Here is a 14738-nt window from a genome sequence, read left to right on the forward strand (position 1 = left end):
CGGCACCTGTTCAATGGGCGTGCGCGGCCTGAGCTGTGACGATAGCGTCCGCCTCCTTGCCGTAAAGCTCCTCAAAATGATCGAAAGCTTTGGAAAAACTGCCAATACCCTGTGTTGCAGAGCGCAAGGCGCGCGCCAGTTCATCCAATGCACTGCCGGGAATAATGGCCCGGAAGACATCCCAACCCTTGGTGTTGTCGTCCCGGTCAAAACCCAGTACCTGCCCCTTGAAGGCGGAAATAATGGGTACGAGATTGCCCGAATAAACAGATGGGATATGAATTTCGATGCGGAACACCGGCTGCATAAGCACAGCCGCCGCTTCTGAAAGCGCCTGCTTTACCCCCATTTTTGCCGCAGCGCGGAAAGCAAATTCCGAACTGTCGACCGAATGGTGCTGGCCATCAGTCAGCATGACGCCGACATCGATGACCGGCAGCCCCAATGGCCCTCGCTCCATTGCCTCGCGCGAACCCGCCTCAACAGCGGGTATGTAATTGCGCGGGACAGCACCGCCCTTGACCGTTTCGGCAAAGGAAAAACCTTCGCCGCGCCCATTGGGATGCACGCTGAGTTTCACATCGGCGAACTGGCCTGCGCCGCCTGTCTGCTTGCGGTGCCGGTAATGAACCTCCGCCGGTTTGGAGATGGTTTCCCGGTAGACCGGGCTCGGCATCCGGTCTGTGACATTGACGTGGAAGACGTCCGACAGCATTTTGCACAGATCACGCAGATGCACCGGGCCCTGCACACTGACAAGCTGGGCACCCGTGCCCTCCTCCTGCATGACCTTCAATCCGTGATCCGTCTCCGCCAGTTTTGCCAGTGTTTCCGACAATTTTGTTTCGTCCCGTTCGCTTTCGGGGACAAGGATGCGCTCCAGCATGGGTGTCGGCGGTGTGGTCCATTCAGGTGCCGTGATCACGGCATCGAGGCTAAGCAAAGACGGCACCGGCAGATGATCTGATTTCACGGTGGCGAAGACATCGCCGGGTACAGGTATTCCCGATGGGGTGGGCTTTCCGGTTCCCGGGTCCTGCACCGGCCCGAGCCGTCCTCCGCCGAGCAGGCCACCCTGTTTCAGTCCGTCCTTCAGCGCGCGCACCAGCACAGTCTTGCCGATATTCTGGCGGTGATAGGCGTGAAAGCTGACAGCCGCCAAGGCATTTTCAGGCGTGCTGTTTGCGGCGGCAAGACGCTTGCGCAGCATATCAACAGGCGGTGCTTCATGGCGTAGCGCCTTCATCAGGCGCATGATGCCATTGCTGTGGCTGGCTGAACCAAGCAGCACGGGAATAATCCTGTTTTCGCGCAATACACGCGATGAAATGGCAAAAACCGCATCGCTCGGCGGTTCGCGGTCCTCGATCAGCTCTTCCAGCAGCCAATCGTCAAATTCGGATAAATGTTCCAGAAGTTCGGCGCGCGCCTCGTGTTCCCGCTCAAGCTCGCTTTCCGGTATCTCGATCAGGGCGGATGTCTGCCCCTCTCGATAACGCCAGGCGCGTTCGGAAATCAGGTCGCATGTGCCGACAACCTTGTCTCCCTCGCGGAGGGGTATCTGCCGGAGCACGAGAGAATGGCTGCAATAGCCTTGCAATGCTGAAATGACATCGCGCACCCGGCCTCTTGGCTCGTCAATGCGGTTGACGAAAACGATGCAAGGCGTCCCCGACGCTTCGATGGCCCTCAAATAAGGCGCGGCAAGCACCGCATCCTCAGGCGCGGGTGAAACACAAAGGATACAGGCATCACTGGCCAAGAGTGCATCCTGCGCGTGCGCAAGGGCTTCATTGGCACCCGGCGCATCCAGTGCGCACCATGTTTCATTGCCGAAAGTGAATTCTGTCAGATTTAACCCGTAAGGCGAGACCGACTTCCTTGGCGCGCCCTCCAGCGCGCCGAGTTTTTCCACGAGCGTGGATTTTCCGGTCTGCGAGGGTCCAAGTACCGTAAAGCAGCGCATTCGCGTCCTCCCCTGCTACGATCAAAGTCCGATGACAGGATGCCTCAACATGGCCAAAAGCGCTAGTGGAACGATTCGATGGCGCCTTTGTCGGCAAAAAAGAAACAGGCCGGATTTGCATCCGGCCTGTTTCATTCTGGTCTGTCATCGTGGACCGCCACCGGGACGATCCTGGGAATCGCCTTTTGGCGACCCCGGGGATCACACTTAGGTGACCCCGGGGATCGCCCAATGGCGACCCCGCTGGCACCAGCTTTAAGCGGCGCTCAGCTGATCCGCTGACATTTTGCCCGACTTCTTGTCGCGCACCAGTTCGTAATTGATTTTCTGGCCGTCGTTGAGATCACGCAATCCAGCGCGTTCAACTGCAGAGATGTGTACGAATACATCTGCACCGCCATCTTCAGGCTGAATGAAGCCGAAGCCCTTTGTAGAATTAAACCATTTAACTGTGCCTGTGGCCATAATGAACCTCCGTAGGGCAGATGTATTGAGTGTCGCACAAAGTGAACGACGCACCCTTGTAACGATTTTTTATGGAAGCCGTAAAGCCCATATGCGCGAAAGTGTTAACGTGTCATGCAACTGTTTTATTACAATGGCGCTTCAAAGACAGTTTTTGCAAAAGTTCCTGCGCCGAATGATCTTGTACTCACCACACGTCCGGGTCATGAGTGAACAGCAGTATTTCGGGTTTGGACAGGCATATGCAACGCAAAACAATCGCGATTATCGGTGGCGGCCCCGCGGGTCTTATGGCAGCCGAAGTGGTATCAGCAGCCGGACATGATGTAACAGTCTATGACGCAATGCCGACCGTCAGCCGTAAATTCCTGCTTGCGGGCAAGTCAGGCCTGAACATCACACACTCGGAAGACTACGCGCGTTTCGTTACCCGGTTTGGTGCTGCATCCGACCATTTGCGCCCTGCTCTTGATGGGTTCACACCTGAAAATGTGCAGGCATGGGCCGCTGGCCTTGGCACGGAAACATTCATCGGCTCATCAGGGCGGGTGTTTCCAAAGGTGATGAAAGCATCACCGCTGTTACGCGCTTGGCTACGCCGGCTTGAAGCACAGGGTGTGACCATTCTAACCCGTCACCGCTGGACGGGTTTCGCCGGAAACGCTTTCACATTTGAAACACCGGCGGGGATCAAGACCGTCGAATGCGACGCAGCATTGCTGGCACTTGGCGGCGCAAGTTGGCCAAAGCTCGGTTCCGATGGCGCATGGACCTCGTGGCTGGCCGATAAGGGCGTGGAAATTAATGTGTTGCGCCCGGCCAATTGCGGCTTCGACGTGGATTGGGACGATGGTTTCAGGGAGCGTTTTGCCGGAACTCCGGTAAAGTCCGTTACGGCTACCTCAGGTGCTGGTGCGTTTTCCGGTGAGTTTGTCATCACACAACATGGTATCGAAGGCAGTCTTGTCTATGCCCATGCGGCCAGTCTGCGGGATGAACTGGAAGAGCAAGGTAACGCATCGCTTGTGCTTGATCTGGCGCCCGGACGATCCACCGAAAAGCTGGCGCGGGACCTCGCGCGTCAGGACAGCAAGGCGAGTTTCTCAAATCGCTTACGCAAAGGCGCAGGGATCGAGGGCATCAAAATTGCATTGCTGCGAAAATTTGCCGACGCAGCTGATCTTTCCGATCCGCAACGGCTGGCAAAGCTGATCAAGGCGCTACCGCTGGTTGTACAGCGCCCCCGCCCCATCACCGAGGCCATATCCTCGGCTGGTGGCGTTCGCTGGAGCGCCATCGACAAGACATATATGCTGAAAGCGCTACCCGGTGTTTTCGTGGCCGGGGAAATGCTGGACTGGGAAGCACCGACCGGGGGCTACCTTCTGACAGCGTGCTTTGCCACCGGCCGCGCCGCAGCGCATGGGATAAACGCCCGGCTGAACCAGTAATTAATATTTATTGAAGACGAGCATTTTCATGCGCATACGCCGCCGCATTCTGCGCATCGCAGCCAGCAAATGCGCCTGGGCGGTCTCACTGCGCCCATACGCCTGAACAACGATTTTGTTTTTGTAATTCTTCTGATCGACGTAAGTAATCTTTGATCGCACGAAACAGTCTCCTCACAGTCTTTTGACATTTTATGAGAGGCGCTTCTTATGCTCTATTCCGCTAAACTTTAGAATAGCTCTATTATAAGTAACCTTAACGGGGTTTCCGCATGTAAAACTTGAAGTATTTATCTTCAAAATTCGGAGAGACTCGACGGCACCGGAATTTTGAAGGACAGGTGGCCGTCGAGCCTCGTGCTGGCCCCACGACAAACCAGCATCGCCATGGTGGAGCGGCTGCCCTGCCGGGTCAAATTACAAATCGGCAATGATGCCTTTGCAGCCGGATTCTACAGGAACAGCTTGAATGCAACGGGGATCGCAACGCCAATCATGAAGATTGCGAGCGCACAGGTGCGGCAGACGAAATCTGTCCAGATACTGTCGTTGTCGTTATCGCTTATCATCGGACCAGCCTTCACATCCAACGAGGGCTATGCGCCCTCCAAGGCTCCAAGGGTAAGCCTGCATGCTTAACGACAGGTAAATGTGGCTGTTGGCACGGTGGCCGACAGCCTGGCGAGCATGGAGCCGTGCCTATCCGCGCGCCTTGTCGAGAGCCCAGCTTCCCGGACCTGCGGCAGCCAGATAGAGGAAGACAAAGCAGAAGAGCACAGCGTTTTCACCGTGATTGACGATCGGATAGAAGCCTTGCGGCGCGTGCGCCATCCAGTAGGCAACGGCCATTTCACCCGACAACAGGAATGCGATAGGACGGGTGAAAAGACCGAGAGCCAAAAGTATGCCACCGACAAATTCAAGGATGGCAGCCACGCCAATCAGCGACATCAGGTTGGGAGCCGGATCCATTGCCATGGGAAAGCCGAACAGCTTTGACGAGCCATGCGCCACGAACAGCAATGCCGTTATGATGCGCAGGACAGAGAGAAGCCGGGGTGCCCATACCGTTTCAAGTTCAATTCGGGAGATCATGTTGCCTCGCTAAGAACGTTGGAGGCTGGAGAATGTCGGGCTTCAGGTTGAAATGCAATGCCAACCCACCGGCGGCGCGCGTAATATACGCGCCATCAACACATCATATGTTGAACACAGGAATTGTGAGGCTCGACACCGGCCATTGCATGTCACTACCATGGAGAGCACCGAGCCTCTACTGACTGTAAACGATCCGGGGCACTTTCGTCTTTGGGGGACCAGGTTCAACAGATCGCACACTTACCATCAGCATGCTTACATTTATTGAATGGGCTATTCTGTCAACGGAATAGCGCAATGCACCCAGAAATGTCCGTGAGGCAATTGATCTTGCAACCCAAATACGGGCGAGAATGAATTGTTGGTCAATTCGTGCTTCATAGACCAATGTCGTATTGAAAAATACGATATTAATCCTATTATATGGTGGTGGGTAAGCGCCAGATTGCTCCGAGTTGCCTTCGAGGCGGCAGCACTCTCTGCAGTGTTCTTCAGGAGTCTGGGGGCCCACATTTTTATTTGTAGCATCTAATCCATTCGACAAACTCTGTCTGCTCGTTGTTCAGCGGTGTTTTTCCGTAAGCTGGAACAAGTGTCAGTCCGCAATCCAACCTTTGGCCACGGCGTTTAATAAGGCGGGTAGCGAGGCTGCGTGCATACCGAGATTCACAGAAGCCATATCCATTTGGTTCAATCGCATGCCAGAGGGCACTGGTGAATACGTCGGCTATTTGAAGACCTGCCCTTTTGCTGTGATTTTCAACAGCGATGTCCGAGGGAGAAAGAACGCTCCAATCGATTGTTCGAACCGGTTTCATGACCTCACGGCCATCGCGCATAAACTCCAAATATTCACGCATAGCGTGGTAGTCAGTGCCTCTTCGCCGGGAAAAGATTACCCGTAAACTTGCCTGCCCATCGCCCTCCAGTTCCGCTTTACGTTTGCAAGCATGTGTAAGTCGTTCGAGCAGGAAGCGAGTCAGGTAATTATAAAGGTGTTGCTTCTTCTTAAAAATCTCTCGTTTGGGGTGTGTCAGAAGCGTGACCTTGTTTGAAGCAACGATACACGCCGCAATTGGCCGTTGCGCAATCATAAGGCACGTCTGAACTCTTTGATCATGTTTTAGATCGCGAAAATGCAAATCCAACGTGCGTTTCTTTGGAAATTGCCGAAGTATCTCGTCACGCCAAACCGGCAGAAGCTTATCATCATCGTCACTGACTAGGCAGGCACCAATTGCAAACCAAGATGACTGGGCGGTGGGGCCCTGTTCTGCAAGCTTGCCAAACCCTTCATCACCCGCTTCGTCAACATAGGCAATAAACCTCATCGCCAATCTCTGCTCTCCAAATCTTCAAATGCAATATAATCGAAGTATAATATTCAGTATTACCAAATACTTATTGGCATTTTGGTCAAATCGGAGCGACGTGTGATCTAATGACTAGCGCGCTGTCCGCATACTCACAGCCTATCTGCAAATGTAGAAAAATCTTAGCTAGCAAAAAGTATAAGAATCGATATTTCCCGGGCATCACAGTCTTGTCCAAAGCATCTCCCAATTAAGCCGCAATCCGCCGCGAAACATAGGCATCGGATCAACGTTTGGGGGGAATCCATGTATCGTTCACCGCGTCTTCTCGTAACAGGTCTTGCTGCAAGTCTTGCCATGACCGCCCTGGCCTCGCCGGCTCTGGCGCAAAGCAATATCAAGGGCCAGCGCATCGAAGTTGCCTTTGTGCTCGACACAACAGGCTCCATGGCCGATCTCATCGATGGAGCCAAGCGCAAGATATGGTCAATCGCCAACACGATTATCGACGTCAATCCCGATGCGGATATCCGCATGGCGCTGGTTGCCTATCGCGACCGGGGCGACGAATATGTAGTCAAGTCCTTCGCCATGAGCTCCGATGTGCAGGGGCTCTATGGCAAGCTGATCAAACTTGAAGCCGATGGCGGCGGCGATACGCCTGAGTCCGTCAATGAGGCGCTGGATGAATCCGTGCGCAAACTGGAATGGACCAAGGGCGGCGATGCAAAACGCATTGTCTTTCTTGTCGGCGATGCCCCGCCGCATATGGATTACCCCAATGGCCCCCTGTACCCGCAGGTACTGAAACGGGCGCAGGATGAGGCGATTACCGTCAATACAGTGCAGGCGGGTGACGATCCAGATACGACGAAAGTCTGGCGCGAAATCGCCCAGTTGGGACATGGCCGTTATATCGCGATTCCGCAGGATGGCGGACGCATCACTGTTATCGAAACGCCGTTTGACGGCGACATCATCATCCTGCAACAGAAGATCGACAAGACTGTTATCCCCTATGGCAGCGGGGCGAAGCAGGCTGATTTGCGCACCAAGATGGAAACAAAGGCCATGGCTCCGGCCTCGGTGCAGGTCGACAATTCCCGCTATTATTCGAAAAAGGGTGGTTCGAAAGAAGTCGTTACCGGTGGTGGCGATCTGGTGGCCGACGTGAAGAACGGCACGCAGAAACTCGATGCACTCAAGGATGCGGAATTGCCGGAGAACCTGCGCGGTAAGTCCAAGGAAGAGAAACAGGCCGTGCTCGATCAGCAATCGCAGGAACGCGGCAAGCTGGAAGAAGGCATGGCTGAACTGGTGAAGAAGCGCGATGCCTATGTCGCCGAACAGACGGCCAAGCAAGACAAGGACAAGGGCAGCGATTCCTTCGATATGGTGGTGAAGGAAACGCTGCGCACGCAGTTGAAGTAACTCTTACGTCCGGTTGATCGAGACGCCGCCATCCACCAGCATGGCCGAGCCGGTGGTGAAGCTTGACGCATCAGAGGCAAGATAGAGTGCCGAGCGGGCGATCTCGATCGGCTGTGCCCGCCGTTTCAGGGCATGCAGCCCCTCCACAAAGGCCAGCTTTTCCGGCGTATCCACCCAGGCTTCGGCCAGAGCGGTCGCCGTTCCACCCGGCAGCAGCGCGTTGACACGGATGCCCTGTGGACCAAATTCCACCGCCAGTGTTTTCATCAACCCGAGAAGCCCCGCCTTGCTGGCAGCATAGGCGGCGGTGCCGGGCATACCTGCTGTGTGACCGACAAAGGTCGAGGTAAAAATCAGCGAGCCACCGCCACGCCGTTGCATGGCTGGCAACTGGTATTTTGCCGCGAGGAAAGCCGATGTCAGATTGACATCAACAGTGTTTTGCCAACCGGCAAGCGAGATATCGGGCGTTGGCCCCATCTCACCATTGGTTCCGGCATTGTTGAACGCAATGTCCAGCCCGCCAAATTTCTCTTCAGCCAATTCCACCAGAGCTTTGGCACAGGTTTCATCGCTGACATCCCCGGCCAGCGCAATAGCCTTGCCGCCATCAACAATGATCTCGGCAACAAGCTTATCCAGCCCATTCTTATTGCGGGCCGAGACAACGACGCTCGCGCCTTCGCGGGCAAAAAGCTTTGCCGTTTCGTAACCAATGCCGGAACTTGCGCCGGTAACGATAGCGATCTTTCCATTCAAACTGTTCATTTTGCAGCCTCTGCGATTTCGGTGGGAAGGGCACGTTAAATATGCCCGCGGCGCAATGAATGGCCTTGCCGGTTCCAAGCCGCCACCCGAAACCTGCCGCCCCTCTTGTTCGCCTCAACACGCCTTGACGGCCTCGGGCTTCACTCCCATAATTGCCCCATGCGACCAGAAACTCCCCGGCTCCGACTGCGCCAATGGCGGGCGGAAGATCGTGCGCCGTTTTTTGCGCTTAACAGTGAACCTGAAGTCTACCGCTATCTCATGCCCCTGACGCGTGAGGGTTCGGATGCCATGCTTGATCGCATCGACGCGCAGTTTGCTGAAAATGGCTGGGGCTTCTGGGCGCTTGAAGAGCGTGCCAGCGGAACGCTGATCGGTATGTGCGGACTTGCCGATATCCCATGGCAAGCGTCCTTTACCCCGGCAGTTGAAATCGGCTGGCGGCTTTCGACGCCATGGCACGGCAAAGGGCTGGCACGGGAAGCGGCAGAAGCCGCGCTTGCCTATGGCTTCCAGGTCTTGAAACTCGACCGTATCGTCAGTTTTACCACGCCCGCCAACACTGCCTCCTGGGGATTGATGCAACGGCTTGGCATGCAAAAGACGGGCGAATTCGACCATCCCAGCCTGCCAAAAGATCACCCGCTGTGCCGCCATGTGCTTTATGAAATAACCGCTATGCAGGCAGGAGAATCGCGATGAGCAATGAACAAATCTGTCATGTGGCGGTCAGCCAGAAGAACGATACGAGCTGGTACTATGTGCTTGTGGTCGATGGGGAAGCCGGTCCGCAGATCGGTCCTTACAAGACAGAGCAGGAAGCCCAGACTGCCGGAGAAAAAGAGCTTGCCGATCTGGATCTGAGTGCGGATGAATAACTGACAGATATCGACGCTCCATCCAACAGCAGGGATTCCCATGTCTGACGCGCGCAACAACGATACCGGAACACCGGGTGTATGGGACGATTCACGTTCGCATAACTGGATTGCCTTGCAGGCCCCGCTGGAGCGGATGCTTGCGCCGCTGGGCGAACAGGCAATCAAAGCTCTTGCACCACAAAAGGGCGAGCGCTTTCTGGATGTGGGCTGCGGCTGCGGCCACACTTCTCTGGCATTGGCCCATGCTGTCGGACCGGATGGGAGTGTTACCGGTGCTGACCTGTCTGCGTCCATGCTTGCTGCCGGGCGCAATCATGCGGCGGAGAAAGGCCTCGGCAATCTGCACTTCATCGAAGCCAATGCGCAGACACATAGCTTTGGCTCCGGTCAGTTTGACGGATTGTTTTCGCGCTTTGGCGTGATGTTCTTCGATGATCCTGTTGCGGCCTTCACCAATCTGGGCAAGGCATTGAAGCCGGGCGGACGTCTTGCCTTTGTTTGCTGGCGTGACCGGCCCGAAGTCGAATGGTTTGAAATGCCAATTCAGATCGCCAGCAAACATGGCGTGCCAGCCCCGGATTTACCGGGAATCGGTCCGGGCGCATTTTCGCTCGCCAATCCCGAGCGCGTGCGGGCAGTTCTCGGCGCGGCAGGTTTTACCGATATTGGCGTTACGCCACTGGATCTTAAGACAGGTGGCGGCGATATCGACGAAGTGTTGAGCATTCTTCACATTGGTTTCGTCGGTGAACACATCAAACAGTTCCCCGACAAGGCAGACGCCGCGTGGGATGCCATTCGGCGGAGCCTTGAAGCTTACAGGACGCCGGATGGCGTTTTCGTCGGCACCGGGACATGGATTGTGACGGCTCGCCGCGCCTAACACCGAGCTACTTGTCTTCTGTCACCATATTGGCGTCGCGCGCGAGCCGCCACTTGCCGTCGGGCTCTTTTTGCAGAAGGGTCAGCGTATAGCCCGAGCGGCGTTGCGTCGCGCTGCCCGGTGCGGTAACGGCAATCCTGATATGATTGCGGATGAACGCCCATTGCCCAAGAATCTGAAGCTCGACAATATCGCTTGTCCCCTCCATGCGCATCTCTTTCAGACTGTCTGAAGCAGAGGCAAAGACTTCCCTGCCGAATGGTTCCCGGCCGGGCACGGTGAATACAACGTCGTCGGTCATCAGGCTGAGAATCGTGGCAGTATCGCCTGCCTGGCTGGCGGCCATCCACGTCTCGACGACATTGCGGATTGCCTGTTCATCTTCTGTCATCGGATATACCTCCTCTTTGCCGGATATGGGTCGGATAGGGGATTGTATCCTCAAGATGATCGGCAACCAAGTTGGCAACTTTTGACATTGCCGCAGCTTTGGGCAAATTTCCTCTCCCCGCGATTCGAAAAAGCAAACCATGTGGTTTGATTCATCAACATCGCTGCCAAGGCATTGTCCGCAGGCAGATATAGAAGGCTGACCCCATTCATGAAAAAGCCAACGCTCCTGTTCGCAATCCTTGCGCTGTCCCTGCAATCCGCATCGGCAATGGATACGAGGATGGAAGTCGGACTGGAAAAGCTCGATCCGCAAACCCGGCTGGAACAGCGCTGCGACGTCGAGGCTATGGAGCGCATCCGCAAGGACGAACATGGCTATAATCCCGATAAGGTGCTTGCCTATGCCTTTGCTGATCCGAAGGTGGATGTGCATTCGATCAAGTCGCGCGGCGCAGCCTTTCGTAGCCGAGGCGAATGGTATCATCTGGCATTCAAATGCATGACGAATGAAGACAATATGGAAATCGTCGCCTTCAAATACCAGATTGGCGACAAGGTTCCGAAAAATGAGTGGGGCCAGCACTATCTGGTTCCGTGAAGTTTCAGATATTGCATTTACAGTTTCCACTTTTGTGCAATGTTGCCGCAATGGGAATCGCTCACACTCTTTGGATCCGGTGCTGTCACTGATGGCACCACATCCGGAGAGCCAAGATGCCCAGTCTCTTTCGAGTCCTGCTGCCCGCTGTGCTGCTTCTGAGTTTTACCCCTGCCATGGCCGCCACGTCTCCTGTGGCCGCCGCGTCTGCCGTCGGTGATGCGACACCAATCGACAGCCGCCTTTATCAGAAGCCGCTGATCCATTTTGTTCAGTACGACAACCCCTGCACCGACGGCCGTTACAATGACGGCAAGCCCCGCAGTTGCCGCGAACTCCTGCGCATGCTGGATCGGCGCGAGCGCTATCGGGAAAGGCGGGACGATTATCGCGAGAGACGTGAGCGTTACAACCCCTGCACCGACGGCAGGGTCAGTGATGGCCGCCCCCGCAATTGCCGGGAAATAAAGCGCTGGCTGCGTGAACGGGATGACGAAGAAGACTGGCGGCCACGCAAAGGCTGGAAATAGCGCATGGGGCGCGGAACAAACCGCACGCTGCACCGTTTCAATCGTCGCGACTGTTCGCAACGGAGGGAATTGATATGGGAACTGCAGGTGTAGGCTGGATTGCTGCCATTATCATCGGTGGTCTGGCCGGGTGGCTGGCCGAGATGTTCATGAAGAGCAATACCGGCATCATCATGAACATTATTCTGGGCATCGTTGGTGCGGTGCTTGCCAATGCCATCCTGTCGGTATTCGGCATTATTCTCTCAGGCTGGATCGGCTATCTCATCGCCGGTTTTGTCGGCGCCTGTATCCTGATTGCCGTCGGGCGCGCTGTCCGCCGATAGATTTATCTGTTCGGTCAGAGTATCTGCCCGGTCGCCGGAGCGGCCGGGCAGTTCTCCCCACCCTAACTGTTGGCCGATGCAATAATGCGGCAGATGGCGGTGCGCGTTGTGCCTTCGGGTGCTATCTGTCCTATCGCAACCATGAAAACCACATCAACCCGGCTACCCTTGCCCGCCTTGCGCACGACGACACGCAATGTCTGCGGGCGGCCCGAACCGGTGACTTCCTGCTCAGCCGTGATCGCGCCAAGGCTCTTATTCACATCGATGCCGAAAAAACCTTCAGCCGCCACGGCTTGCGCGAGATTACTCAACGCCGTCTTCGGGTCGAGCTTCGGGAAAACCTGCCAGCTCTTGTAATTTATGGCAGTGATAACCGGAATGCCTTCCGTCTTGAAATTACCTGCACACGTCTGTGCCTGCGCGGATGAGACGGCCAATGTTGCAAATGCGATGCCCGCAAGAAGTTTCCTGATCATGCAATCCCCTGTAGCAAATAGAGCCCGACGATGTCAGAGCCCCTACCCCTCGACGCACTCGATGTTTCCGGCTGGCATCCGTTTCAGTGCATAGCACTGGGTTGGCAAAATTCCGCGGGTAAAAAATGCACTAGTGAATCATAATTGACCGTCAGGCCGTCGGAGCGTGCAACCTTGGCTGACCCATCTTGAACCAGGCTTTAGCAATCTTGCCTTTATCGATTTCATAGATGGCAATGACATCCACCTCGCCGGGACCCTCGGGGAACGTGCGCGTTAACTTCCTGATCAACGACCATCGTACCAACAGCGATGCGCTTGAGCAGTTTTCCCAGCAGATTCGGCTCCTTGAAACGGACAATATGCCGTTCGCGGATTTCTGCGGCGCCATTGGCGAGCAATTGATCGGGAAAAGCATAATATTGGCAATCATCCGCCCAAAACTGCATGAATGTGTCAATGTCGCAGGCATTATAGGCTTCGAGCTGCCCCTGAACCGGTATTGTTGCATCAGTGCTGTCTATAGTCGAATTCATGTATTGCATCCTTTTGCACAGCCGTTGCTTCGCGTGGACGGAATCGGAGCCATCCCGCACGCATTCGTTATTGCATTCATGCCAATGACACGATTGATTGGCTCGGTAAACATTTGATGGGGCAAGCATGAGTTTGTTGGCATGGACCGATGAACGCTGGTACACGCTACGCAGCGGGTATCGTGATCTTTATAACCCGTCCGAGGCACTTCAGGCACTCGAACAGGGCGATTTTACGCTGGCTTGGGATGAGCTTTGGGATAATCTGATTTACAAGCGGGATGTGGATACGGCCGCCTACGCTTCCGTTCCCGAGATTGTCCGGATTGCCTGGCAGTTGAAGCTTGCGGACTGGAATGCCTTCGCGCTCATTGCAACCATCGAAGAAGCGCGCCTCAACAATGATCGCAACCCACCTATCCCTGAATGGCTGATGGATGCCTATGAGCGGGCATGGATCGATATGGCCACGCTTGCGCTGCAAATTTATCCGAGGGCCGAAGACCCTGCATTGGTGACGAGCCTGTTGTCTGTTCTCGCCTTTGCAAAGGGAAAAACAGCGGTCGGAACCTTTGCGGTTGGCTTGATCGAGGACGAACAGGCCCCGTTGCTGCGTATTGACAGCGACGAGAATTAGCATCGCGTCAATCAGGCAGTGTTTCACATTCCATCATTCAAAACGGCATAAAAATAAGCCGCCATTAACCGGCTGATGGCACACTCTCTCATTGAAAAACAACAAGATCATGAGGGACGTCCAATGCTTATCACCCGCCTGAGCAAAACCGCGTTCGTTGCGGCAATCGCTTTCTTCGCCACGCTTGTGGCTTTCGGTAATATCACCGATTACGGCTCCAACTTCGCCTTCGTCCAGCATGTGTTGCTGATGGATACGATCTTCCCTGATGCAACCATCAAGTACCGTGCTATCAGCAGCCCGGCGCTGCACAATGCATTCTATATTCTCATCATCGCGGCCGAGACCCTGACAGCTATTCTGTGCTGGATTGGCGCTTTCAACATGATCGGACGTGTCGCAGACAACGCCCGTGCGTTCAACCGCTCGAAGAAGTGGGCCATTGGCGGCCTCGCGCTTGGTTTCCTTGTCTGGCAGGTGGCATTCCTGTCCATTGGTGGCGAATGGTTTGGCATGTGGATGTCGTCAACGTGGAACGGCATCGAATCGGCTTTCCGTTTCTTCATCACCATCATTGCCGTGCTGATCTTTGTAACGATGCCGGATGGTGAAACCACCGACTGACAAACCTAAAATTTTTGTAATGCCGGAACAGGGCGTCCGGCCCGTGTATTGTGTGATCGTCAATAGCTTAGAGGTACGACATGAAAAATCTGATCATTGCTACAACGATCGCCCTTACATCTCTGGTGGCGTTCAATGCACCATCCCAAGCCGCACCGTTCGCTGCAACTCTGGCCGGGAATACCGCAACCGAAGTGCAGAATGTTGATTACCGGCCCGGTTACCGGCACAACCAACGCAAATGGAACCGCAACTGCTTTGTCAGGACAGAACGGCACCGTGTTCATGGCCGTATCATCATCAAGAAAGTGCGCGTCTGTCGCTGAATCTTCGCAAAAAACAAAAGCCCGGCAAATAAT

Annotated in this window: 19 protein-coding genes; 12 read left to right on the forward strand and 7 right to left on the reverse strand. The window is 55.1% G+C overall.

What is annotated here, in order from left to right:
• Nucleotides 1-10 precede the first annotated feature (10 nt).
• Both BLU05_RS13105 and BLU05_RS13110 read right to left on the reverse strand, forming a co-directional pair.
• Nucleotides 11-1966 carry an elongation factor G gene (locus tag BLU05_RS13105; RefSeq protein WP_091880647.1) on the reverse strand — a complete coding sequence of 652 codons (1956 nt, stop codon included), beginning with the start codon at nucleotides 1964-1966 and terminating at the stop codon, nucleotides 11-13.
• 255 nt (nucleotides 1967-2221) lie between these two features.
• The gene (locus BLU05_RS13110; RefSeq protein WP_162700345.1) at nucleotides 2222-2431 is read right to left on the reverse strand and encodes a cold-shock protein; all 210 of its coding nucleotides are present in this window, start codon (nucleotides 2429-2431) and stop codon (nucleotides 2222-2224) included.
• Nucleotides 2432-2673: 242 nt separating this feature from the next.
• Here BLU05_RS13110 and BLU05_RS13115 point away from each other — a divergent pair, with 242 nt between their 5' ends.
• Nucleotides 2674-3882, forward strand: coding sequence for a TIGR03862 family flavoprotein (locus BLU05_RS13115; protein WP_091880648.1), 1209 nt, complete (start codon nucleotides 2674-2676; stop codon nucleotides 3880-3882).
• 699 nt (nucleotides 3883-4581) lie between these two features.
• Here the strand turns inward: BLU05_RS13115 and BLU05_RS13120 are convergent.
• Together BLU05_RS13120 and BLU05_RS13125 are read right to left on the reverse strand one after the other, a co-directional pair.
• Entirely contained in the window at nucleotides 4582-4977 is a 396-nt protein-coding gene (locus BLU05_RS13120) for a DoxX family protein (protein WP_091880650.1), read from the reverse strand.
• A 518-nt stretch (nucleotides 4978-5495) separates the two neighbouring features.
• On the reverse strand, nucleotides 5496-6311 hold the full coding sequence (locus BLU05_RS13125; RefSeq protein WP_091880651.1) for a DUF3800 domain-containing protein: 816 nt from the start codon (nucleotides 6309-6311) through the stop codon (nucleotides 5496-5498).
• Nucleotides 6312-6599: 288 nt separating this feature from the next.
• On the opposite strand from BLU05_RS13125, the gene BLU05_RS13130 reads away from it, so the two are divergent.
• Complete coding sequence (locus BLU05_RS13130; RefSeq protein ID WP_091880653.1) at nucleotides 6600-7724, forward strand: vWA domain-containing protein; 1125 nt, start codon at nucleotides 6600-6602, stop codon at nucleotides 7722-7724.
• Between the two features lie 3 nt (nucleotides 7725-7727).
• Here BLU05_RS13130 and BLU05_RS13135 read toward each other — a convergent pair whose 3' ends face one another.
• Nucleotides 7728-8492: an SDR family oxidoreductase gene (locus BLU05_RS13135; RefSeq protein ID WP_091880654.1), complete on the reverse strand. Its 765-nt coding sequence runs from the start codon at nucleotides 8490-8492 to the stop codon at nucleotides 7728-7730.
• Between the two features lie 159 nt (nucleotides 8493-8651).
• Between BLU05_RS13135 and BLU05_RS13140 the strand changes: the two genes are divergently transcribed.
• The 3 genes from BLU05_RS13140 to BLU05_RS13150 are packed head-to-tail and all read left to right on the forward strand — an operon-like array spanning nucleotide 8652 to nucleotide 10256.
• Nucleotides 8652-9194 carry a GNAT family N-acetyltransferase gene (locus BLU05_RS13140; RefSeq protein ID WP_091880656.1) on the forward strand — a complete coding sequence of 181 codons (543 nt, stop codon included), beginning with the start codon at nucleotides 8652-8654 and terminating at the stop codon, nucleotides 9192-9194.
• Nucleotides 9191-9370 carry a hypothetical protein gene (locus tag BLU05_RS13145; protein ID WP_091880657.1) on the forward strand — a complete coding sequence of 60 codons (180 nt, stop codon included), beginning with the start codon at nucleotides 9191-9193 and terminating at the stop codon, nucleotides 9368-9370. Before BLU05_RS13140 ends, BLU05_RS13145 begins: the two co-directional genes overlap by 4 nt.
• Nucleotides 9371-9410: 40 nt before the next feature.
• Nucleotides 9411-10256, forward strand: coding sequence for a class I SAM-dependent methyltransferase (locus BLU05_RS13150; protein ID WP_091880659.1), 846 nt, complete (start codon nucleotides 9411-9413; stop codon nucleotides 10254-10256).
• A gap of 7 nt (nucleotides 10257-10263) precedes the next feature.
• Here the strand turns inward: BLU05_RS13150 and BLU05_RS13155 are convergent, their stop codons facing one another.
• Nucleotides 10264-10647 (reverse strand): SgcJ/EcaC family oxidoreductase, encoded by a 384-nt coding sequence (locus BLU05_RS13155; RefSeq protein WP_091880660.1) that lies wholly within the window; start codon nucleotides 10645-10647, stop codon nucleotides 10264-10266.
• Between the two features lie 210 nt (nucleotides 10648-10857).
• On the opposite strand from BLU05_RS13155, the gene BLU05_RS13160 reads away from it, so the two are divergent.
• The 3 genes from BLU05_RS13160 (at nucleotide 10858) to BLU05_RS13170 (ending at nucleotide 12103) form a co-directional block, all read left to right on the forward strand.
• The gene (locus tag BLU05_RS13160) at nucleotides 10858-11247 is read left to right on the forward strand and encodes a DUF930 domain-containing protein (protein ID WP_091880662.1); all 390 of its coding nucleotides are present in this window, start codon (nucleotides 10858-10860) and stop codon (nucleotides 11245-11247) included.
• Between the two features lie 116 nt (nucleotides 11248-11363).
• Nucleotides 11364-11777 (forward strand): hypothetical protein, encoded by a 414-nt coding sequence (locus BLU05_RS13165; protein ID WP_091880663.1) that lies wholly within the window; start codon nucleotides 11364-11366, stop codon nucleotides 11775-11777.
• Between the two features lie 74 nt (nucleotides 11778-11851).
• Nucleotides 11852-12103, forward strand: a complete 252-nt coding sequence (locus BLU05_RS13170; protein ID WP_091880665.1) for a GlsB/YeaQ/YmgE family stress response membrane protein — start codon at nucleotides 11852-11854, stop codon at nucleotides 12101-12103.
• A gap of 62 nt (nucleotides 12104-12165) precedes the next feature.
• Here BLU05_RS13170 and BLU05_RS13175 read toward each other — a convergent pair whose 3' ends face one another.
• Entirely contained in the window at nucleotides 12166-12582 is a 417-nt protein-coding gene (locus BLU05_RS13175) for a hypothetical protein (protein ID WP_091880666.1), read from the reverse strand.
• 230 nt (nucleotides 12583-12812) lie between these two features.
• Between BLU05_RS13175 and BLU05_RS26615 the strand changes: the two genes are divergently transcribed.
• The 4 genes from BLU05_RS26615 (at nucleotide 12813) to BLU05_RS13195 (ending at nucleotide 14705) form a co-directional block, all read left to right on the forward strand.
• Entirely contained in the window at nucleotides 12813-13235 is a 423-nt protein-coding gene (locus BLU05_RS26615) for a hypothetical protein (RefSeq protein WP_348271761.1), read from the forward strand.
• A 10-nt stretch (nucleotides 13236-13245) separates the two neighbouring features.
• Complete coding sequence (locus BLU05_RS13185) at nucleotides 13246-13755, forward strand: hypothetical protein (protein ID WP_091880668.1); 510 nt, start codon at nucleotides 13246-13248, stop codon at nucleotides 13753-13755.
• Nucleotides 13756-13878: 123 nt separating this feature from the next.
• A complete protein-coding gene (locus tag BLU05_RS13190; protein ID WP_091880669.1) occupies nucleotides 13879-14379 on the forward strand; it encodes a DUF2165 family protein in 501 nt (166 codons plus the stop codon).
• A gap of 80 nt (nucleotides 14380-14459) precedes the next feature.
• Nucleotides 14460-14705: a hypothetical protein gene (locus BLU05_RS13195; RefSeq protein ID WP_091880671.1), complete on the forward strand. Its 246-nt coding sequence runs from the start codon at nucleotides 14460-14462 to the stop codon at nucleotides 14703-14705.
• Nucleotides 14706-14738: the final 33 nt, after the last annotated feature.

Origin of the sequence: Phyllobacterium sp. OV277 (assembly GCF_900104355.1) — a bacterium.
GTDB lineage: Bacteria > Pseudomonadota > Alphaproteobacteria > Rhizobiales > Rhizobiaceae > Phyllobacterium.